22 protein-coding genes and 1 pseudogene are annotated in these 20,844 nt (G+C 58.8%); 11 read left to right on the forward strand and 12 right to left on the reverse strand.

Going from position 1 to position 20,844, the window contains the following annotated elements:
- Positions 1–8 precede the first annotated feature (8 nt).
- Both HOP59_RS18310 and HOP59_RS18315 read left to right on the forward strand, forming a co-directional pair.
- Positions 9–368 carry a plasmid mobilization protein gene (locus HOP59_RS18310; RefSeq protein ID WP_234254866.1) on the forward strand — a complete coding sequence of 120 codons (360 nt, stop codon included), beginning with the start codon at positions 9–11 and terminating at the stop codon, positions 366–368.
- Positions 349–1,761 (forward strand): relaxase/mobilization nuclease domain-containing protein, encoded by a 1,413-nt coding sequence (locus HOP59_RS18315; RefSeq protein WP_234254867.1) that lies wholly within the window; start codon positions 349–351, stop codon positions 1,759–1,761. The genes HOP59_RS18310 and HOP59_RS18315 overlap by 20 nt, the downstream gene beginning before the upstream one ends.
- A gap of 41 nt (positions 1,762–1,802) precedes the next feature.
- On the opposite strand, the gene HOP59_RS18320 is transcribed toward HOP59_RS18315, so the two are convergent.
- A complete protein-coding gene (locus tag HOP59_RS18320; RefSeq protein ID WP_234254868.1) occupies positions 1,803–2,354 on the reverse strand; it encodes a hypothetical protein in 552 nt (183 codons plus the stop codon).
- Positions 2,355–2,553: 199 nt separating this feature from the next.
- Between HOP59_RS18320 and HOP59_RS18325 the strand changes: the two genes are divergently transcribed.
- A complete protein-coding gene (locus HOP59_RS18325; protein ID WP_234254869.1) occupies positions 2,554–3,669 on the forward strand; it encodes a hypothetical protein in 1,116 nt (371 codons plus the stop codon).
- A 114-nt stretch (positions 3,670–3,783) separates the two neighbouring features.
- On the opposite strand, the gene HOP59_RS18330 is transcribed toward HOP59_RS18325, so the two are convergent.
- The 3 genes and pseudogenes from HOP59_RS18330 to HOP59_RS18340 all read right to left on the reverse strand — a co-directional run bounded on the left by HOP59_RS18330 (position 3,784) and on the right by HOP59_RS18340 (position 6,539).
- Complete coding sequence (locus HOP59_RS18330) at positions 3,784–4,281, reverse strand: replication/maintenance protein RepL (RefSeq protein ID WP_234254870.1); 498 nt, start codon at positions 4,279–4,281, stop codon at positions 3,784–3,786.
- An 890-nt stretch (positions 4,282–5,171) separates the two neighbouring features.
- Positions 5,172–6,137, reverse strand: a pseudogene (locus HOP59_RS18335) (YifB family Mg chelatase-like AAA ATPase); the annotation flags it as partial.
- Between the two features lie 72 nt (positions 6,138–6,209).
- Positions 6,210–6,539 (reverse strand): accessory factor UbiK family protein, encoded by a 330-nt coding sequence (locus HOP59_RS18340; RefSeq protein WP_234254871.1) that lies wholly within the window; start codon positions 6,537–6,539, stop codon positions 6,210–6,212.
- Between HOP59_RS18340 and HOP59_RS18345 the strand changes: the two genes are divergently transcribed.
- The 4 genes from HOP59_RS18345 to glnK all read left to right on the forward strand — a co-directional run bounded on the left by HOP59_RS18345 (position 6,538) and on the right by glnK (position 8,991).
- A complete protein-coding gene (locus tag HOP59_RS18345) occupies positions 6,538–6,675 on the forward strand; it encodes a hypothetical protein (RefSeq protein ID WP_158409627.1) in 138 nt (45 codons plus the stop codon). The genes HOP59_RS18340 and HOP59_RS18345 overlap by 2 nt on opposite strands.
- Positions 6,676–6,823: 148 nt before the next feature.
- Positions 6,824–7,162, forward strand: coding sequence for a P-II family nitrogen regulator (locus HOP59_RS18350; RefSeq protein WP_010625805.1), 339 nt, complete (start codon positions 6,824–6,826; stop codon positions 7,160–7,162).
- 30 nt (positions 7,163–7,192) lie between these two features.
- The gene (locus HOP59_RS18355) at positions 7,193–8,518 is read left to right on the forward strand and encodes an ammonium transporter (RefSeq protein WP_010625806.1); all 1,326 of its coding nucleotides are present in this window, start codon (positions 7,193–7,195) and stop codon (positions 8,516–8,518) included.
- A gap of 134 nt (positions 8,519–8,652) precedes the next feature.
- Positions 8,653–8,991, forward strand: coding sequence for a P-II family nitrogen regulator (glnK, locus tag HOP59_RS18360; RefSeq protein ID WP_010625807.1), 339 nt, complete (start codon positions 8,653–8,655; stop codon positions 8,989–8,991).
- Between the two features lie 74 nt (positions 8,992–9,065).
- Here the strand turns inward: glnK and HOP59_RS18365 are convergent, their stop codons facing one another.
- Complete coding sequence (locus tag HOP59_RS18365) at positions 9,066–9,842, reverse strand: ferredoxin--NADP reductase (RefSeq protein WP_010625808.1); 777 nt, start codon at positions 9,840–9,842, stop codon at positions 9,066–9,068.
- 146 nt (positions 9,843–9,988) lie between these two features.
- Here HOP59_RS18365 and HOP59_RS18370 point away from each other — a divergent pair, with 146 nt between their 5' ends.
- On the forward strand, positions 9,989–10,915 hold the full coding sequence (locus HOP59_RS18370; protein ID WP_010625809.1) for a LysR family transcriptional regulator: 927 nt from the start codon (positions 9,989–9,991) through the stop codon (positions 10,913–10,915).
- A 41-nt stretch (positions 10,916–10,956) separates the two neighbouring features.
- Here HOP59_RS18370 and HOP59_RS18375 read toward each other — a convergent pair whose 3' ends face one another.
- The 6 genes from HOP59_RS18375 to phnD all read right to left on the reverse strand — a co-directional run bounded on the left by HOP59_RS18375 (position 10,957) and on the right by phnD (position 17,166).
- Positions 10,957–13,020, reverse strand: coding sequence for a methyl-accepting chemotaxis protein (locus HOP59_RS18375; RefSeq protein WP_010625810.1), 2,064 nt, complete (start codon positions 13,018–13,020; stop codon positions 10,957–10,959).
- A 132-nt stretch (positions 13,021–13,152) separates the two neighbouring features.
- Positions 13,153–13,581 carry a host attachment protein gene (locus HOP59_RS18380; RefSeq protein ID WP_010625811.1) on the reverse strand — a complete coding sequence of 143 codons (429 nt, stop codon included), beginning with the start codon at positions 13,579–13,581 and terminating at the stop codon, positions 13,153–13,155.
- A 101-nt stretch (positions 13,582–13,682) separates the two neighbouring features.
- On the reverse strand, positions 13,683–14,492 hold the full coding sequence (gene phnE, locus HOP59_RS18385) for a phosphonate ABC transporter, permease protein PhnE (protein WP_010625812.1): 810 nt from the start codon (positions 14,490–14,492) through the stop codon (positions 13,683–13,685).
- Entirely contained in the window at positions 14,486–15,295 is an 810-nt protein-coding gene (gene phnE, locus HOP59_RS18390; RefSeq protein ID WP_010625813.1) for a phosphonate ABC transporter, permease protein PhnE, read from the reverse strand. Before phnE (HOP59_RS18390) ends, phnE (HOP59_RS18385) begins: the two co-directional genes overlap by 7 nt.
- Positions 15,282–16,091 carry a phosphonate ABC transporter ATP-binding protein gene (gene phnC / locus HOP59_RS18395; RefSeq protein ID WP_010625814.1) on the reverse strand — a complete coding sequence of 270 codons (810 nt, stop codon included), beginning with the start codon at positions 16,089–16,091 and terminating at the stop codon, positions 15,282–15,284. The genes phnE (HOP59_RS18390) and phnC overlap by 14 nt, the downstream gene beginning before the upstream one ends.
- Positions 16,092–16,164: 73 nt before the next feature.
- Positions 16,165–17,166 (reverse strand): phosphate/phosphite/phosphonate ABC transporter substrate-binding protein, encoded by a 1,002-nt coding sequence (gene phnD / locus HOP59_RS18400; protein ID WP_010625815.1) that lies wholly within the window; start codon positions 17,164–17,166, stop codon positions 16,165–16,167.
- A 180-nt stretch (positions 17,167–17,346) separates the two neighbouring features.
- Here phnD and HOP59_RS18405 point away from each other — a divergent pair, with 180 nt between their 5' ends.
- From HOP59_RS18405 to HOP59_RS18415, 3 genes are all read left to right on the forward strand, one after another.
- Complete coding sequence (locus tag HOP59_RS18405) at positions 17,347–17,937, forward strand: histidine phosphatase family protein (RefSeq protein ID WP_010625816.1); 591 nt, start codon at positions 17,347–17,349, stop codon at positions 17,935–17,937.
- A 119-nt stretch (positions 17,938–18,056) separates the two neighbouring features.
- Entirely contained in the window at positions 18,057–18,485 is a 429-nt protein-coding gene (locus HOP59_RS18410; protein WP_010625817.1) for a hypothetical protein, read from the forward strand.
- Positions 18,486–18,590: 105 nt separating this feature from the next.
- Positions 18,591–20,126, forward strand: a complete 1,536-nt coding sequence (locus tag HOP59_RS18415; protein ID WP_234254872.1) for a sensor domain-containing diguanylate cyclase — start codon at positions 18,591–18,593, stop codon at positions 20,124–20,126.
- Here the strand turns inward: HOP59_RS18415 and HOP59_RS18420 are convergent.
- Positions 20,104–20,832, reverse strand: coding sequence for an amino acid ABC transporter ATP-binding protein (locus HOP59_RS18420; protein WP_035589725.1), 729 nt, complete (start codon positions 20,830–20,832; stop codon positions 20,104–20,106). The two genes, HOP59_RS18415 and HOP59_RS18420, sit on opposite strands and share 23 nt — an antisense overlap.
- Between the last annotated feature and the right edge of the window lie 12 nt (positions 20,833–20,844).

Genomic DNA, 20,844 nt, shown 5'->3' on the forward strand with positions numbered 1-20,844 from the left:
GGATTAAAATGAAGGCAGAGAAAAGAACAAAAATCGTAAAATCTCGTTTCAACGAAACGGAGATTGAGCTATTGAGAGCGAATGCAAATGGCGAACCACTGGGTGCATTTTTGAGAAATGTTGGACTCGCCAACACCATCAAAGAAGTTTTTAAAATCAAAAAGGTATATACACCAGTTGATCCAGATTTAATTTCTGAACTTCAAAAGTTGGGAATAAATTTAAACCAGATTGCACGAAAGGTAAACCAAGATTCAAAGGCAGGGAAGTCGCTTGAGATACTCCAAGTGTTATCGGAGTTATCAAAAATAACAGAATCTATAAATGAGATTAAGGAGGCTCATAGTTATGATCGTAAAGTTTTTTAAATATGGAAGAAATAAAAATAACCCTGTGAAAGCTGTTAAGCAGGCGGTTGGTTATCTGTATAGCGAACAGGATGCAAACAAAACACAGCGTTCTGTTAAGCCTGAAACTGTCAGAGGAGACCCACAGGGCTTTTCAGATGTTGTCGCCTATGGAAACCATGCAGGACGCTATACAAGCGGTGTTTTGAGCTTTGCGGAAAGCGACCTTGACGAAGATGCACAGGAAAAAATCATAGACGATTTTGAAAAGACATTGTTGCCTGGGCTTGAGTTTGACCAGTATTCAAGTTTGTGGGTTAGGCATAGAGACAAAGGCAGGCTAGAACTTCATTTCATGTTTGCAGGTGAAGAACTCTATACTGGCAAAAGGTTAAATGCCTACTATCACAGAGCAGACATTACCAGAATAAACGCTTGGAAAGATGCTATCAATGTTGAATATGGACTAAAAGACCCAAACCATCCTTCGAGTAAGGAGCGCTTATCGTACTCTGGAAATCTACCCAAAGAAAGGAAGGAGATTATTGAAGCATTAAGCGATTACATGCTTGAAATGATAGGGGAAGAAGTTATAGAGCCAAGTAGAGATGGTATTTTACAAGGATTAAAAACACTAAATTTGGAGGTGGCGCGTGAAACAAAAACAAGCATATCAATCAAAAACCCCGAAGGAGGCCAAAACATCCGACTCAAAGGCTCATTATGGGAGCGAGATTTTAAGCCGGATCGACACACGAAAGAAGCTGTTAGACGAAGAGGCCAAGCATATGACAGCAGGAGTCAGGAAAGAGCTAGAATCGCTAGAGACCGAGTTAACGAACTATGTGAAAGGCGTGAAAGGCTTAACAGGGAGAAATATGCGAAGCCTCAACCTATGGAGAGTCTACGCCCCGATAACAGCCCTGCTAGTCGTGTTGACGGTAGGAATAGCCTTGGGAGCGGGAGCGATGCACTACCTAGAAAACAAAGCCATCGTGACCACACACCCCGACCACCGGAACCTAGTCCAGTGCCAGCAGTTCCACGAAGTAAACAACCAGAAGTATTGCCAACTATAACAAAGGAGAAGGAAAGCGATGCAGACACAAATAGAAAAAGAAATAATGCAATTTATGAAGAATTTCTCGAAGGGATACGAAGAAAAAGAAGAGAGCTTAAACGAATCCTTGGAGGAATTTACCAAACAGTTAAATCAAATCTTGAAAAATCAAAAGAGCATGGAGAAGAATTACAACGACATTCTCGAATCTTACGAGATAATCTTACAAAATTACGAGAGCTTGGCCGAGAGAGTGAGCATCGTAGAAGAGAGTCAAAGAAATTTGCACTCAAGGTGAAAAATGCTAATAAGTCCAGAAATTACCCGAGAATGGATTATCACCCTAAATGGTGATTAAAACGCCAGCAATTAGCTGGCGTTATCTTTATCGATTGCTACAACGCTTTGAGTGCTTCAATGAGATTGGCAATATTATTCCTATAACCTTTTTCAGCAGCTTCTCTTTCAACCAAATGATACGGCCTGAAGAAATTTCTATTTGTGACTTCCCCATCGCCAAGAATAACCTCATTAAACACAACTTCATCATTACTGTTTTTTAATGTATATTCAACAATAATATTTCTATTCTTATTGCCAAGACTTACTCCCCATGCTGACCAATCATTATTTTCTAACAAATTGGCCTCAAGAATATAGCCTGAACCATAAAGGTTAGCATTGACTAAGCTATGCTCTAGGTAATCCTTAAATTCTTTGTTACTTAGGTTAGGGTTAGTGTTTCCTGTCATCGAAATTACACTTGTTCCAGTAAAGCCAGCCACTTCTCCTACGGAAACAGTATTGCTTAAGCGGTGATCGGCACCAACAGGGGCTGTATCCTGGTATACAACATTATCTTCTCTTGGCGTTCCAGTAACGGTAACACATCCCGTCATGGCGAGCGAGAAAAAGGCTAATAACACTACTTTAAACACTCTTTTCATATTCTTCGTCTCTGCGTAGTGGCTATTTTAATATAGACAACTCCCAGAGGTTACAAAAAAACAAGGACTCGATCAAACAATCCTCGCGTTGATGAGTCTCGGGTTTTTTTTATTGACTTCAACGCTCTTCGGAAGTATAACCGCCGGCGAGACAATATTGGATAACACTATTTGCAAAATCACGTAGGGATTGATTGAAATGGAAGATATTAAAAAACACCTCCGTCCAGTCCTGGCTGGAATACTTTTTTATTCTATACTTAACTTTACTCCCTTTTTGGGCATAGTTTATAACAGCATTGTTTCACCTGTTTTTGATTCGGCTGTTGCAACATATTTTTTAGCTTGTTTTATTGCTTTTCTCCCGGTTCCATTTATTGCTGGGGATCGAAGAAAAGGCTTAATTGCTGGTCTTGTTGCAGTTTTCGCCTTTACTTTTCCAATCAAAACAAACCTGTTTTTTAATAACTTTTTCTCTAGCAGTTGGCTCGTGGTTCTTTCCTGTTATATAGGCGTTATATCAGCCAATCTACTTATCAAAGAACTTTTCAGTGGGAAAAGTGATAAAGACTTCACAAAATCACTTAAGCAAGATCCTGAAAGCGCTTTAGTTAGAAAAAGGGTCGTTGTTCTTTCCCTGGCTCACAGAGATGATTCTACCGTTTCTGTTGATTCAGTTACAACGGATAAAATGATTACCGTTGGTGATTCAACCACATTCGTTCCTCATACTACATACACCTTTAGAAACAATGAAAAGAAGGTGCAGGATATTTGGTATAAGGACGACAAGGGTGAAGAGAAAAAACTTCGTCTTATCAATATAGAAGTTGATGTCAGAGAAGGGCATGAGCTAGAACTTATTTATACATCGCATGGCCCATTGGAATATATAAAGAATCACAACACAGGGGTAACGGTGCCAATCTACAATTACGTCTTTGATTACAAAGTAATAAATTCTTCAGATGTCATTGCAAGGTTGTTGTTTTCCATAGCTTCAGCCATCCCCTTTATTGGTGCTTTGCTTTCTTTCTTCAGCATAACCACCTCTTACAGCTTCCTAAACAAGCCATTCAAAAGGTCATATTTAGGAAAATCAACCCTTATAGCATCCATATTTGCTACTGCCATCTCGGCCCTATTTAGCTTGGCAGTATATTCACGTTTTAGCACTGGCAACTTATCATTTGAGTTCACTCTCAAGGGAATCATCGTCGTTGCCATAGCTATAATGATTGCTCAAAGTATAGCTTTATTCCTTGTTTCTTGGCGCTCTAAGAAAATGGAGAAAAAACTGGTCAATCTAATATAAGAAATCCACTTCAGTATATTTAAGACTTCTCGATCTAGGCCAGCTATTCGCTGGCCTATTATTAAATTAACTTGGGCGTATATTCAGACCAGCTGGACTTATATTTAGAACACCTTACTTTTTAAACCCACCTTTAACAACTCTTTCGCCATCGGCTGTATAAGTTATTGAAAGCTCAAAATCTTCTCTTCTTTTCCTTATGTCAGCCCAATCACCCTTTGCAAAATATTTTGGATTAAACTCATAAATCCCGCTATCAACAGCTCTAATAACCCCCTCTTTTTTCATTTTGCTTAATGCGTTATCAATTTGCTGTGCAGGCTTGCCCTTAGTAAGCTTTAACCCTAAAACTTCCATAATCTGCCTCTTCCTTGCGCTATTCAAAACTATGGTTCCGTCATAGTCTATACGCTTCACCAATTCCATCATAACCCTAGTGCAACTGGTGGGGAGGTTGTGAAGCCTGCTTATATCTTCTAAATACAATTTAACAAAACTTGGCTCTTGCGGTAGTCTTATTACTTTCTTGGTATCAGTCTGTGATACTTCACCAGTTTCGTGATTAAAGCTTGTGTTTGTTTCTGAATATGAAATTTTTTTTACATTTCCCATACTGTCACCTCGCTAATTGTTTTTAGTTAGTAGATTGTCATCAATTTTTCAAAAATCTAACTGAGACCCGCTCCATTATAACACATTTTTTAATTAGTCAATAAGAAAGCCATGATCACTTTTATCTAATCATGGCAGTTAGCAGTTTGTCGGCTTGGTATTTGGCGGTTTGTTGAGAATTTTAACATATATAATAATTCCACATCTACCTAACTGCTAATTGTCACAGTTAGTCGAGCTAACTGTCACAGTTAGCATGGCTAATTCTCACAGTTAGTATCTGCTTTGTTAAATACTAAGTTCTTTTGCTTATGTTTTGACATTTTTAGGGCCTGTCCGCCCTCTATTATATTAAGGCGGTATTTTCCGATATTGAAAACAACCCCCAAAGCTCGCTTCGCTCCCTTGTTTTATTGTTTTTAATCTCTCCCGCCCTTCGGTTGGGGTTATTGAGCAAGGAAGTATTAGTTTTCTTCGGAGGCGATGAACAAGAAAAGCTGAACTACCGCAGTTAGAGAACTCCATCACGACAGCTTGGTTTTCACGAAGTAAAGTGGTTGTGCATATTTTTAAAGAACGATTCTCATTTTCTTTTTCCGCCTAGGTGGTTTCATACCTCTGCCCACATAAGATACTACTACTTTTGTGTAAAAGGGCGAGGAAATAAACACACTTCTCATACGATGTCAATGATTGATTGCGAGAAAATTAGTTCCCCGCCTGTACGGCTTTCTAAGCCGTTTGGGAAGCTTGGGGCTAATCGCCCTAGGGTAGTGGGGTAAAACGGCTGGAAAGGCGGTTTTTTTAGCTTCTCGCGGGTGCTGTAATGCCATCGGCATGGCTTAGCTCAAGGGGCAGGCGTCTTGCTGGAATTTTGTTTGGTTTTCAGGTTGCCCATTCTCCATCGGCTCGCGCATCACCTCCAGCACGTGGCGACTGAACTCAGGCAGCTCGTCGAGAAACAGCACACCGTGATGGGCCAGGGAGATCTCCCCCGGGCGCGGCCAGGAACCGCCGCCGACCAGGGCCACGGCGCTGGCGGTGTGGTGCGGTGCGCGAAACGGCCGGCGCCCCCACTGCTCGGCCAGGGGCAGACCGCATACCGAGCGGATGGCGGCGACTTCCAGCGCCTCCTCCTCGGTGAGCTCGGGCAGGATGCCGGGCAGGCGGCTCGCCAGCATGGTCTTGCCGGTACCGGGCGGGCCGGCGAACAAGAGGTTGTGCGAACCCGCCGCGGCAATCTCCAACGCACGTCGCGCCTGGTGCTGGCCACGCACGTCGGCCAGATCACCTTCACGCACGGTGGCAACCGGCGGCGCCTCGAGACGATGCGCGGCGATGGGCTGCTGCCCTAGCAGGTGCGCCATGACATCGAGCAGGTGTTCCGCCGGCAGCACCTGCAGATCGCCGGCCAAGGCCGCCTCGTCGGCATTCTCCTTGGGCACGATCAGCTTGCGCCCGGCCTTGCGTGCCGCCAGGGCCAGCGGCAATACGCCGCTGATGGGACGCAACCGGCCGTCCAGCGCCAGCTCGCCGACGCTCTCGATGCCCTCCAGCGCCTCACCCGGCACCTGGCCTGAAGCCACCAGAATGCCCAGCGCGATGGGCAGGTCGAAACGCCCGCCGACCTTGGGCAGGTCGGCGGGCGCCAGGTTGAGTACGATTCTGCGCGTGTTTGGGAAGTCGAAGCCAGCGTTGGTGAGGGCGCTGCGCACCCGTTCGCGGCTCTCCTTGACGGCGGCCTCGGGCAGACCCACCAGGGTCATTCCCGGCAGGCCGTTGGCCAGATGTACCTCGACCTGCACCTCGGGCGCTTCCAGCCCCAGGCCGGCCCGCGTGGCAACGATCGCCAGCATCTTGCGGTCCCTCGCTCCATTAGCTAAGGGTTAGATACTAGCACTGTGCTACCACGGGCTCTCCACGCTGGCTCAGCGCTTGGCTTCGCCGGGCTCGTCAGCGTCCTTGCCCGCATCCTCGGGCAGCGTGAGGGTCGCCTGGGTCACCGGGGTCTCGCGGGCCGCCAGCGCCTTCTCCAACGCCGCCACCTGCTGCTCCAGCGCCTCGACCCGGATGCGCGTGCGCTGCAGCACGTCCATCAGGATGTCGAAATCCTCCCGCGATACCAGCTCGAGGCGGTCGAAGGCGCCGCGTACGACCTGCTGTATTCCCTTCTGCAACTCTTCCGGCGCCTGGGCCGCCCCCTGCAGGCGCTCGCCGAGCTGCTGCGCCAACCGGCTGATGGGGTCCTGACTCGCCATGGTGCGCTTCTCCTTTCGCCTGGGCATGTTGCTCTACAGCATACGCAAGGCGCTGCAACGACGCATTCCCTTCTCACGCTCCGACATGGCGCGCCTGCACCACAACAAGGCACCAAGCTGGTGCACGGGCGCGTAACCCTCCTCTCCCTCTTGGTGAATCGAGCCTATCTCGTCCTGAAAAACGGCTGTAAGAAAAGGTTTTTTTCGGAAATGGCACGTAATGCGCATAAGCAAGACACAGCAGCTGGCAACCCATCGCCCAATACCAGCATGGAGAGACGCTAATGAAGCTCATCACCGCCATCATCAAACCGTTCAAGCTCGACGACGTACGGGAGGCCCTGGCCGACAACGGCGTGCAAGGCATCACCGTGACCGAAGTGAAAGGCTTCGGCCGTCAGAAGGGCCACACCGAGCTCTACCGCGGCGCCGAATACGTGGTCGATTTCCTGCCCAAGGTCAAGGTCGAGGTGGCCGTGGACGACTCCCGCGTCGAGAGCGTGCTGGATGCCATCTGCGGTGCGGCCAACAGCGGCAAGATCGGCGACGGCAAGGTCTTCGTGACGCCGCTGGAGGATGTGATTCGCATCCGTACCGGCGAACGCGGCGCCGAAGCCGTCTGATCGACATAACGAGAACAACGGAGAACAGCCATGAGTGAACTTGCCGAGTTGAGCTATGCGCTCGACACCTTCTATTTCCTGATCTGCGGCGTGCTGGTGATGTGGATGGCCGCCGGCTTCTCGATGCTGGAAGCCGGCATGGTGCGCGCCAAGAACACCGCCGAGATCCTGACCAAGAACATCGCCCTGTTCGCCATTGCCTGTACCATGTATCTGCTGGTGGGCTACTCGATCATGTACTCGAGCGATGCCGGTGGCATCCTGCCCAACCTGGGCGTACTGATCGGCGGCGAGAACAGCGTCGATGCGGTCACCGCCGGTGGTGAAGACGCCCCCTACTACTCCATGCGCGCCGACTTCTTCTTCCAGGTAGTGTTCGTCGCCACCGCCATGTCGATCGTCTCCGGCGCCGTGGCCGAGCGCATGAAGCTGTGGGCCTTCCTCGCCTTCGCCGTGGTCATGACCGGCTTCATCTACCCGGTGTCCGGCTACTGGACATGGGGCGAGGGCTGGCTCGACGAGCTGGGCTTCTCCGACTTCGCCGGCTCCGGCATCGTGCACATGGCCGGTGCGGCCGCGGCACTGGCCGGCGTGCTGGTCCTCGGCCCGCGCAAGGGCAAGTACGGCAAGGACGGCAGCATTCACGCCATCCCGGGTGCCAACATGCCGCTGGCCACCCTGGGTACTTTCATCCTGTGGATGGGCTGGTTCGGCTTCAACGGCGGCTCGGAGCTCAAGCTCTCCGACGTGGCCTCGGCCAACAACGTGGCCCAGGTGCTGGTCAACACCAACGCCGCGGCGGCCGGTGGCGTCATCGCCGCGCTGATCCTGGCCAAGGTTTGGTTCCGCAAGGCCGACCTGACCATGGCCCTGAACGGCGCCCTCGCCGGCCTGGTGGCGATCACCGCCGAGCCGCTGGAGCCCACGGCGCTGGGCGCGACCCTGATCGGTGCCGTGGGCGGCATCATAGTGGTGGCCGCCATCGTCACCCTCGACAAGCTGAAGATCGACGATCCGGTCGGCGCCATCTCGGTGCACGGTGTGGTCGGCATCTGGGGTCTGCTGGCGGTGCCGCTCTCCAACGACGGAGCCACCTTCGGTGCACAGATCATCGGCGGCCTGGCGATCTTCGCCTGGGTCTTCGCCGCCAGCCTCGCCGTGTGGCTGATCATCAAGGCGATCATGGGCGTACGCGTCAGCGAAGAGGAAGAGTACGAGGGGGTCGATCTGGCCGAGTGCGGTATGGAAGCCTACCCCGAGTTCAGTGTCGCCCGTGTCTACGGCGGCAGTGGTGGACGTCCGCAGTCCGGCGGCTACGCAGCCGGCGCACCGGTCGGTCAGCCCCGCCCAGAATAAACGCTTACCCCTTCCGGGCTCCCTGCGGGGAGCCTTTTTTCTTCCTGCCAAGGGCGGTGTATGCTTGAGGCCAGCCGATTCGTACCCGCCCGGGTTCGAGCGAAGAACCCCGCACGACAACGAGGAAACAGACCATGAAACTGGTGACCGCCATCATCAAGCCGTTCAAGCTCGACGACGTTCGCGAGTCGCTTTCGGAGATCGGGGTGCAGGGTATCACCGTGACCGAGGTGAAGGGCTTCGGTCGTCAGAAGGGCCACACCGAGCTCTATCGCGGTGCCGAATACGTGGTCGACTTCCTGCCCAAGGTGAAAGTGGAGATCGCCATCGACGACGACCTGATCGAGCAGGTGATCGATGCCATCACCCAAGTGGCCAATACCGGAAAGATCGGCGACGGCAAGATCTTCATCACGCCGCTTGAGCAGGTGATCCGGATTCGTACCGGCGAAACCGGCAAGGATGCGGTATAAGCCCAGTCAAACAAAAACCCACGACCGCAAGGCCGTGGGTTTTTTGAAGCTCGCCAAGCACCGAACGCCCCTTTTTATTTCTCGACGAAGGCGCGCTCGATGACGTAATCGCCGGGTTCGCCCATGCGCGGCGAGATGTTGAAGCCCAGGTCGTCCAGCAGGGCGCTGGTCTCGTCGAGCATCGCCGGGCTGCCGCAGATCATGGCGCGGTCCTGCTTGGGATCCATCGGCGCAATGCCGGTGTCCTCGAACAGCTTGCCGCTGCGGATATGGTCGGTGAGGCGGCCCATGGTGTGGAACTCCTCGCGGGTCACCGTGGGGTAGTAGACCAGCTTCTCGCGGATCTCGTCGCCCAGGTATTCGTGAGCCGGCAGCTCCTTCTGAATGAAGTCGGCATAGGCCAGCTCGCTGACACTGCGCACGCCGTGCACCAGGATCACCTTCTCGTAGCGCTCGTACACCTCCGGGTCCTGGATCAGGCTCATGAACGGGGCCAGACCGGTACCGGTGGAAAGGAAGTAGAGGTTGCGCCCCGGCAGCAGGTCGTCGGTGACCAGGGTGCCGGTGGGCTTGCGGCTGACCATGATCTGGTCGCCCACCTTGAGGTGCTGCAGGCGTGAGGTCAGCGGGCCATCGGGCACCTTGATGCTGAAGAACTCGAGGTGGTCCTCGTAGTTGGGGCTGGCGATGGAGTAAGCACGCATCAGCGGCTTGCCGTTCACTTCGAGGCCGATCATCACGAACTGACCGTTCTTGAAGCGCAGGCTGCGCTCGCGGGTGGTGCGGAAGCTGAACAGGGTGTCGTTCCAGTGGTGGACACTGAGAACCTCTTCCAACGCAAACTTGCTCATGCCGGCTCCTAGATATTCCTATATCGAATAAAGCATTGGGCTAGATGATTTGCTTGCATTATAAGAGCGCAAGGTTTATCTGTTAATTGGATTGTATGGATATCCTTTATCCAGATTGCTGATATAGATCAACATCGAGCCGTTTCATGCATTTCACCCTGCGCCAACTCGAGGTCTTCGTCGCCGTCGCCCAGCACGAGAGCGTCTCGCGCGCCGCTCGGGCGCTCTCCCTGTCGCAGTCGGCCACCAGTACCGCCCTGGCCGAACTCGAGCGCCAGTTCGACTGCCAGCTGCTCGACCGTATCGGCAAGCGGCTGCGGCTCAACGCGCTGGGCTTTCAGCTGCTGCCCAAGGCGGTGGCGCTGCTCGACCGCGCCGAGGAGATCGAGGAGATCCTGCACGGTCAGCAGGGCATCGGTTCGCTCGACGTGGGCGCCACCCTGACCATCGGCAACTACCTGGCGACGCTGCTGATCAGCGATTTCATGCAGCGCCATCCGGGCAGCCGAGTACGCCTGGCGGTGCGCAATACGCGGGAGATCATCGACCGCGTGCGTCAGCACGAGCTCGACCTGGGGCTCATCGAAGGGCACTGCGAGGAGGAGGACGTGATCACCCAGTCCTGGGTGGAGGACGAACTGTCGGTGTTCTGTTCGCCCCGCCATCCGCTGGCCGGCCAGGGGCCGGTGGAGCTGGAGCGCCTGCTGCGCGAGGCCTGGATCATGCGCGAGCAGGGCTCGGGCACGCGCATGACGCTGGAGCAGGCCGCGAGGCACCGCCGCGGGCGCTTCAATACGCTGCTGGAGCTGGAACATACCGAGGGCATCAAGCGCGCGGTGGAGTCGGGGCTCGGCATCGGCTGCGTGTCGAAACTGGCGCTGCGTGACGCCTTCCGCCGCGGTAGCCTGGTGCCGATTCCCACTCCCGAGCTCGACCTGAGCCGCCAGTTCGCCTTCATCTGGCACCGCCACAAGTACCTGGCCACCGGCATGCGCGAATTCCTGCGCCTGTGCCGGCAGATGACCGAGGGGGTCAGGCGCAGCGACGAGATCGACCTGCCGCCGGTCTCCTGACCCTCCTGTTGCCTTACCCCAGGGTCCCTTGGCCCCTGCCGTCAGCGATCGCGCAGACGGAACCCGCCGACGACCTGGGCCAGACGATCGGCCTGCTCGCTGAGCTGCTCGGCGGCGGTGGTCGACTCCTCCACCAGCGCGGCGTTCTGCTGAATCGTACGGTCGAGGTCGGCCACGGCCACGCTGACCTGGCCGATGCCGTCGCTCTGCTCACCAGCGGCCATACTGATCTCGCCGAGCATGTTGGCTACCCGGTTCACGCTGGCCATCAGCTCGCCCATGCTCTCGCCGGCGCGTCCCACAAGCTCGGTACCGGTGATGACACGCTGGCTGGAGGCCTCGATAAGGGAACGGATGTCGCGCGAGGCCTCGGCGCTGCGCGTGGCCAGTTGGCGCACCTCACCGGCCACCACGGCGAAGCCGCGGCCGTGCTCGCCGGCCCGGGCGGCTTCGACCGAAGCATTGAGCGCCAGCAGGTTGGTCTGAAAGGCGATGCCGTCGATGACCTTGACGATCTCGCCGATCTGCTGCGACGAGCGGCTGATCTCCTGCATGGTGTCCACCACCTGGCCGACCGTTTCGCCGGAGCGCTGGGCGACCTCGGCGGCCGACTTCGACAGGCCGTTGGCTTCCCGCGAGGAGGCCGAGGTGTGCTCTACCGTGGCCGAGATCTGCTCCATGGAGGCGGAGGTCTGCTGCAGACTGGCAGCGGCCTGCTCGGTGCGCCGCGACAGATCCTCGCCGCCGTTGGCGATCTCGCTGGCCGCTATACGTACCGATTCGCTGCTGGCGCGCACGTCGAGCAGCACGTCGTGAATCTTGTCGACGAAGGCATTGAACTGAATGGCGAGCTCGGCGCTCTCGTCGCGCCCTCGTACCGGCAGGCGTTGGGTCAGATCGCCGTCGCCGGTGGCGATCTCACGCATGCGTTCGGCCAGCAGGCGCAGCGGCCGCGACACGCGGGTGCCGACCCACCACAGGGCGGCGAGCCCCAATGCCGCCAGCAGCAGGCCGACCAGCGCCATGCCCAGGGTGTCGGCCCGGCGCTGCTCGTTCATCATCGCCTGCAGCGCCGTTAGCTCTGCCATCACCGCCGCTTCGGGCAGCCGGATCATCAGCGTCCAGGGCTGCTCGCTCTCGCCGATGGTGAAGGGCTGATAGCGCTCCAGCATGCCATCCCGCACCAGGCTCACGCTGGAGCCCTCCGCCTGAGCCTGCTCGAGGGCCGACAGCACCTGAGCATCGAAGGCTTCGCTTGCCGCATCGCCGAGCCGCTCGGCATTGGCGGTATAGGCCACCAGCCCCCCGCGCCCCGCCACCAGGGCCATTTCGCCCGCCCCTCCGTAGAGCGACTGGTTGGCCTCGAGCAGCAGTGCCTGGATGAAATCCAGCGACAGGTCGACACCGGCCACGCCGCGAAACGCCCCCTCGACCAGGATCGGCACGTTGAACGAGGTGACCAGTAGCGTCTCGCCGCCGAAGTCGTAGGGCGCCGGGTCGATGATACAGGGGGCGAGGCTCTCCCGCGGGCAGAGGTAGTATTCGCCCTCACGCACGCCATTGCCGAGCAGCGCCGTGCTCTCCATGGTCTCGCCCAGCGGCAACACCTCGACGCCGCCCTCCCCGGTGCGATACCACCAGGGCATGAAGCGACCGCTGCCGTCGTAGCCGTCGCTTTCGCCAAGATCGGCATACAGCGCATCGCGGCCGAAAGCATCAGGCTCCCAGCCGATGAAGGCGTCCAGCAGCGAAGGGTTCTGCACCACCGTCTCGCGCACCAGATTGGAGAGCTCGCGCCGGCTCAGGCCAAGGGCGGTGCGGCCGCTGCCGTCCCGCTGGCCCATCAGCGCGTTGGTATCTGCCAACTGGGTGGCCAGGGTCAGGGCATGCTCGAGTTCGCGCTGGATCCTGCCGGCCTCGGCGTCCGCCAACACCGCCAGGCGCTCGTCTACGGCCCCTTCGAGCAGTTCGCGCGTGTGGGTCTCGACGGTCTGCTGGGTACGTGCCGAGGAGAACAGGGCATAAACGACCAGAGCCACGACCACTGCCAACAGGCAGGGTCCGGCCAGCATGACCACGAATTGGCGGATCGATCTGAGGTGCATGGGCGTTCTCGCTGAAGTGGATAGCATGTTGCAGCGAAGTAAACTTCACAGCCATGCTCCTTCTATCGGCAAGAACGCCCCTTTCTTGAGTGCACGCTTGAGTTCAGGCTCGAGCGCGAGGCCAAAGTCGCTTCAGCGCATGTCGCTGACGGCTTTCTGGATATCGTTCAGCGGCGCCTTGGAGAGATCCTTGTCCAGGGTGTGGATGATCAGCTTGCTGGTCGGCCCGTCGATCTTGTCACGCAGCACGCCCAGGAAGCGGGGCGGAGCGACGAGGATCAGCTTGTCCATGCTGTTGTCGACCCTGGCCTTGTAGATTCGCTCGGCGATCTGCTTGGCGAAGATCTCCGCCTCATGGTCCAGCGCCACGCTGTCACCGCGACTGGAACGCCGAGTGTGAGAGGTCGACTCGTCGACGGCTCCCGTCTCGCCGGTGACCAGGTCTCCCTCGTGCAGACGCCCTTCGGCGTGCACCAGGCTCTCCTTCTCCTCCAGCTTCAGCGCGTCGCGGGTGAATACGCGCGCCCTAGCCGCATCGGCCACCACGATATACGTTGTCATAGCCTCTCCTTGATGCAGTGAATGGAGCCCCATCGCGGGACCTCGATTTCAACATGGCAAGGGCAGCCGGGAAGGTCAACCGACCAACAAGCCGTCGTCCCTCAGAGCACCTTGCGTCGCAGCAGGCCCGTCACCGCCTCGCCGATCAGCACTAGCACGATGATGGCGATGAGGATGGTGGCCACCGTGGGCCAGGCGAAGGTGTCGATCGCTCCCTGCAGGATCACCCCGATACCGCCGGCGCCGACCAGACCCAGCACCGTCGATTCACGGATGTTGATGTCCCAGCGCAGGATGACGATGGCGAAGAAAGCCGGCATCACCTGGGGCACGACGGCATAGGCGATGACCTTGGCCTTGGAGGCGCCGGTGGCTTCCATGGCCTCCACCGGGCGACGGTCGATCTCCTCGATGGCCTCGCCCATCAGCTTGCCGATGAAGCCGATGGAGCGAAACATGATGGCCAGGATTCCCGCCAGAACCCCGGGGCCGAAGATGGCCACGAACAGCAGTGCCCAGATGATGGTGTTCACCGAGCGGCTGGCTACCAGGATGAAGCGCCCCAGCCACAGGCAGGCGCGGTTGGGCGTGGTGTTCTGGGCCGCGATGTAGGAGACCGGCAGCGCAATGAAGATCGTCAGCAGGGTCGCCAGGGTGGCGATGTGCACCGTCTCCAGCAGCGCGTTGGTGATCGCGGCAAGCCGCGAGGGGTCGGGCGGCCACATGCGCGCGCCCAGGCTCGAGATCTGGTTGGGAGCGTCCCACACCCAGGGCCAGAAGATGTCGATGTCGCGTATCGCCCAGTAGACCACCATCACGGTAATCAGCAGCACGCCGTAGCGGATCAGCTGCTGCTTGCGGTCGTAGCGCCGCCAGACGCGGTCGGCCAGGGCTCCGGCATGATCTACCATATCTTCTTCCTCACCCAGCCGCTGATGCCTTCACTGACCAGAATCACGGCAATGATCATGAGCAGGATGGCAAAGGCGAAATCGTAGTCGTAGCGACCGAAGGCATTCATCAGGGTACCGCCGATGCCGCCGGCGCCGACGATGCCGACCACCGCCGAGGCGCGCAGGTTGCTGTCGAGCTGGTACATGGAGAGCCCCACCTGGCGCGGCAGGATCTGCGGAAACACGGCATAGATCAGCGTCGCCAGGTAGCCCGCTCCGGCGGCTTTCATCGCCTCGACCTGGCCCCAGTCGATCTCCTCGATCTCCTCCGCCAGCAGCTTGCCGACGAAGCCGATCGAGTAGATCGTGAGCGTCAGGATCCCGGCCAGCGGACCGAAGCCCACCGCTGCCACGAACAGGATGGCGACGATCACCGGATGGAAGCTGCGCGAGACGATGATCACCGCACGTCCGAGAAGGTAGATGGGCTTGGGCGCCACGTTCTTGGCCGCCATCACGGCGAAGGGGATCGACAGCGCTACCCCCATCAGGGTGGCCAGAATGGCGATCTGGAAACTCTCCTTGAAGCCGGTGATCAGCAGCCCGCTGCGCTCGAAGCTGGGAGGAAAGCCGCCGCCGAAGATACGTGCCGCCCGTGGCAGGCCCTCGCTGATGCGCGCCCAGTTGAACGGCAGCGAGCCGAAGGCCCACACCAGGTAGACGATCACCACCAGCCACAGCCCATAGCGCAGCACCGGGTTGGCGATGAAGGGCGGTTTGCGCCAGGTACGCGGCGCGGCGGCCTGGTCAGGTCGAGTCATGAGCCACCCCCTGCTGCGCCGGGCGGCCGGGCTCCTCGGTGATCTCGTCTTCGGCTGTCTCGATGCCGCCGTAGATGGCGTCCAGCGCCTCCTTGCCGAAATCGGCCGGCGCGCCGTCGAAGATCATCCGGCCATGGCGCAAGCCGACGATGCGTTCGGTGTAGGCCTTGGCCTGGGCCACGTTGTGAATGTTGATCAGCACCGGCAGTGAGAGTTCGCTGGCCAGGCTCTGCAGCAGCTTCATGATCTGCTCGGAGGTACGCGGGTCGAGCGAGGCCGTGGGCTCGTCGGCGAGCAGGATTTCCGGTTCCTGCATCAGCGCCCGTACCACGCCGACCCGCTGACGCTCACCTCCGGAAAGCTCGTCGGCCCGCTTGTTGGCATAGTGGGCGATGCCCACCCGTTCCATCAGCGTGAAGGCGCGCTCAATATCGCTCTGGGGATAGCGGCGGGTAATCGCCTGGTAGAGATTGACGTAGCCGAGCCGCCCTGCCAGCACGTTCTCCATCACCGTGAGACGGTCGATCAGGTTGAAGCCCTGAAACACCATGCCGATCTTGCGCCGGGCACGGCGTAGTTCGCGCCCGCGCAGGTGAACCAGCTCGGTACCGTTGAGCTTGATCGAACCCGAGGTGGGCTCCACCAGGCGGTTGATACAGCGCAGCATGGTGCTCTTGCCGGCCCCGGAGGCGCCGACGATGGAGACCACGCTGCTGCCTTCGACCGTCAGATCCAGCTCCTTGAGCACCGGCTCGTCACGGCCGTAACGCTTGACCAGCTTTGAAATTTCCAGCATTCACCCACCTCGCGGAAAGAGAAACGGAGACGCCCCCGGCGAAGCCGAGGGCCCCGGCTGCACGCTGCCAGGTTTACTCCTGCTCCAGGTCCTCGCGGGTGTAGCGCACGTCGTTGGCGGCCTGGATGGTACGGATGACCTCCCAGTGCTCCTGGTAGTTGATGGGGATGAACTTGTCGACGCCCTCGAACTCATCGCCCAGCGCCGTGCCTTCGAAATCGAAGGTGAAGAAGGCTTCCTTGATCTTCTCGACCAGGTCAGGGTGGAGGTTGTGCGCGTAGTTGTAGGAAGTGGTGGGGAACGCATCGGTCTCGTAGATGATCTTGACCTCGTCCGGATCATAGAGACCCCGCGCCGCCATGCGCTCGACCACCTCGGAGGCCACCGGTGCGGCGTCATAGTCGCGAGCGACCACGCCCAGCATCGACTGGTCGTGACTGCCGGAGTAGACCACCTCGTAGTCCTCATCGGGCACGATGCCGAGCTCCGGGAACAGCGCCCGCGGCGCCAGATTGCCGGAGTTCGACGTTGGCGAGGTGTGCGCCACCCGCTTGCCACGCAGGTCCTCCAGATCGTCGATGCCGGAATCGACGTGAGTGTAGACCTGCAGGGTATAACCGAACTGACCGTCGTCGGAGCCCATCAGGGCGAACGGCACCGCGCCGGCCAGGTTCACCGCGAACGGCGTCGGGCCGGTGGAGAAGCCGGCGATGTGCAGTCGCCCGCTGCGCATGGCCTCGACCTGAGCCGAGTTGGACTGCACGGCGAAGAAGCGTACGTTACGCTCGGTCACTTCCTGGAGATGATCAATGAAGGGCTGCCAGATGTCGGAGTAGATGGCTGGATCCTCCACCGGGGTATAGGCGAAGATCAGCGTATCGGGGTTGGCCCACTCGGATTCGTCGGCGGGCAGATCGGCGACCATGTCGCCATCCTCGTCGCAGAATAGAGTGTCCAGGGCGCCGCGGGGGCAGTCGGCCTGGGCCTGCGCCGAGATCAGCAGGGCCAGAGGCAGCAGGCTGGACAGAGCCAGTGAATTCAGGGCGGCGCGGCCGAAAGTCTTGGGTGTTGTCATTGGCGTGTCTCTCTGATCTTTGTCGTTATTCGAGTTATTGGATTCATGTATGCCGATCTTGCGGCAAGACGCGGGATGACCTGTGCCGGCATCCCGCCTAGCCTGCTCGAAAGTGAACATGCTGAAGCCCGCATGATCGCAAACGAAACTAACCTTCAATCTAGGTAGTGTGACAAGACGATGTCAAACCGATTTCAATTCTCTTCGGGCTCGCGCCACAACCGCTACCTGCTGATGCGGCATGGTCACAGCGAGGCCAACGAGCGGCACCTGATCATCAGCACCCCGGCCAGGGGGCTCTCGGCGTTCGGCCTCTCCCACCAGGGCGAGGCACAGCTGCAAGCGCTGCTCGACGACTGGCGCTGGCCATCGCCGACTCGCATCCTGCATTCCGACTTCCTGCGTACCACCGAAACCGCCACCCGAGTGGCCACTCACTTCGGGCTCGCGCTGCAGGCCGAGCCGCGCCTGCGCGAGCGCGACTTCGGCGATTTCGAAGGTGGGCCGGACTGCCGTTATCCCGACGTCTGGGCGCTGGATGCCCAGGACCCGGAGCATTGCGAGCATGGCGTGGAGAGCGCCGCCAGCGTCGCCGCTCGCATGCAGGGGGTAATCGCCTCACTGGAGCAATCGCTGCGCCAGGAGACCGTGCTGCTGGTGAGCCACGGCGATCCGCTGCAGATCCTGCTGACCGCCCTGGCGGGCCGTGCGCTCGGTGAGCACCGCGCCCGCGACGCGCTGCTACCGGCCAGCATCACCCTGCTCGACTGAGCGGCGAAGCGCTGCCCGACGTAACGGCTGACGCTGGCCGCGATCTGGGGTAGCATCGAACCGCCGGCAGGGATGTCGGACCGTTCATCGTATGCCGATGTCCCTAAGGGAGGAGCCCGATGCGCCAATTTCTGTTTCCCAGCCGCCCCATGTCCCGCGGCTTCCTACTCTTCTTGCACCTTCTGTTGCAGATGGGGCTGCTTGTAACCGCCGCTCTATGGCTGCTGCCACGCACCCCTTGGTTCGCTGCCAGCGACTGGTACCTGGCCTGGCCCGAACTGGCAGCGGGTGCCGGGCTGTGGCTGGCGGCAGCATTCACGCTGCGCCTGCTCATCGAGCTCTGCCTGTTGCCTCATCACCTCGCCGCTCGTGCCGGTTTCGCACCCGGCGACGTGGTGACGCGCTCCTTCGAACGCCGCCCTGCAGTACATGATGCCCAGGCCGCCTGGACCAGCGAGGCACGCTCGGTCGAGATCGAACCCAGCGTGCTGGGCAGCGCACGAGTGACACGCCCCGCCGAGCCCCTCAAGCCTCAGGGCAGCATCTGACCTACGGCCGGCCAGGATTCGTCACTTTCATCGTGCACGTTGCGGTGTAACAGAAATGTAAGCCTCTGTTATGATCGGTCTACCGCCCGATGGATGAGTCGACCCATGACGGTTCCGATCCAGCCCGACGCCATGCGCCTCCTCGCCGCTCTCGCCAAGGGCAGCCGGGCCTTGATGAAGGGACGTTTCTGGGGCGACGGCGTCGATGCACTGCTGGGCGAGATCGGCCGGGCCTCGGGGGCCAGCCGGGTATGGATCTTCCAACTGCTGGAGCTGCAGGACGAAGCGGTCATTCAGGACTATGTGTTCGAGTGGGCCGCCAAGCCACGCTATCGCCAGCTCACGCAGAAGCGCTTTCGCTTCTTTGCCAGCGTTTTCGATGACCCCACCTACCGCCACATGGTCGCCGAGCGTCAACGCGGCATGTCACAACGCTTCATCACCGAACGAATGGCGCCGGGGCCGCTGCGCGAGAACCTCGAGAGCCAGCAGATACTCTCGATGATCACGGTCCCCATCATGGTGGACGGCCGCTGGTGGGGCACGCTGGGAATCGACGACTGCGAGCGCCCCCTCGACTGGGAGGGCGCCGGGCTCGACGCACTCGTCATCGCCGCAGAACTGATCGCCTCGTCACTCTATCGCCACCAGCTCGCCAGCCGCCGACGCCAGTTCGAGCTGTTTCAACAGGTCGCCGAATGCGGGATCTGGGAAATCGACCTACATAGCGGTTCGACCTGGTGCTCTCGCGCCCTGCTGCGCACGCTGGGCTACCCCGACGACTATGCCCGCCTGCCGCTGCGACGGTTGCTGGCCCATATGCTAAGAGCCGACCGGCGGCGCCTGTGGAAGCGGATGCGCCAGTGCCTGAACGGCTCGGATGCAGGCCAGAGCTTTCGCCTGGACGTGCGGCTGCAACGCCCTGGAACCCCGGCACGCTGGCATGAGCTCGTCGCCGAACTGGCTTGCGACACCAGCGGCCGGCCCAGCGTCATATCGGGGCTGGTCATCGACATCAGCCGTCGCAAGCAGGGAGAGGAGCGAGCCATGCTCGCCGCCGAGTACGATGAACTCACCGGCGTGATGAACCGGCGCGGCCTGACACGCCATCTACAGACGACACTGAAGCGCTCCTCGACCACGCTCTGCCACCTGTTGATGCTCGACATCGACCACTTCAAGCAGATCAACGATCGCTACGGGCACCCCGCCGGCGATGCCCTGCTCAAGCTGGTCGCCACACGGCTGGACAACGAGCTGCGCGGCCAGGACGTGCTGGCCCGCATGGGCGGCGAGGAGTTTGCGGTATTCGTCAGCGGGCTCGACGATGCTCTGGCGTGGCTGCTGGGCGAACGTCTGAGGGCCAGCATCGCCGATACCCCCTTTTCGCTTCCCCCGCTGGCGGGCATGGCCGCAGCACCGCCCGTCACCATCACGATCAGCATCGGTATCGCCCGGCTGATTCCCGGCGAGGATCTGGAGCACGCCCAGAGCCTGGCCAGCACTCAGGCCGACCAGGCGCTCTATGCCGCCAAGCGCACGGGACGCAACCGTGTCATGGCGTATCCTCAGGCGACGCTGGCGATGCAGCAAGCCACACCGCCGCCGGTCTCGCCTCCTAGTGACCGAGGATCTGACTGAGGAAGAGCTGGGTACGCTCGGACTGCGGGTTGTTGAAGAAAGGCTCCGGCGCATTCTCCTCGATGATCTGTCCCTGATCCATGAAGATCACGCGGTCGGCCACGGTCTTGGCGAAGCCCATCTCGTGGGTCACGCAGAGCATGGTCATGCCCTCGTTGGCCAGCTCGACCATGACGTCGAGCACCTCCTTGATCATCTCCGGGTCGAGCGCCGAGGTGGGCTCGTCGAACAGCATCACCTCGGGGTGCATGCACAGCGAGCGGGCGATCGCCACGCGCTGCTGCTGGCCGCCGGAGAGCTGGCCCGGGTACTTGCGCGCCTGCTCGGCGATACGCACCCGCTCCAGGTAGCGCATGGCCTGCTCCTCGGCCTCGCGCCGCGGCTTCTTCTGCACCCACATGGGCGCCAGACAGCAGTTCTCCAGCACCGTGAGGTGCGGGAAGAGATTGAAGTGCTGGAACACCATACCCACGTTGCGGCGGATCTGCTCGATGCGCTTGACGTCCTGTGTGAGCGGAATGCCGCCGACCACGATCTCGCCGGCCTGATGCTCCTCGAGATGGTTGATGCAGCGGATCAGCGTCGACTTGCCCGAGCCCGAAGGGCCGCAGATGACGATTCGTTCGCCGCGCTTGACCTCGAGATCGATGTCGCGCAGCACGTGGAAGTCGCCGTACCACTTGTTGACGCCGCGCATCTGGACCATGGGGGTCTCGTT

Source organism: Billgrantia aerodenitrificans (assembly GCF_021404405.1).
Classification (GTDB): Bacteria; Pseudomonadota; Gammaproteobacteria; order Pseudomonadales; family Halomonadaceae; genus Halomonas; species Halomonas aerodenitrificans.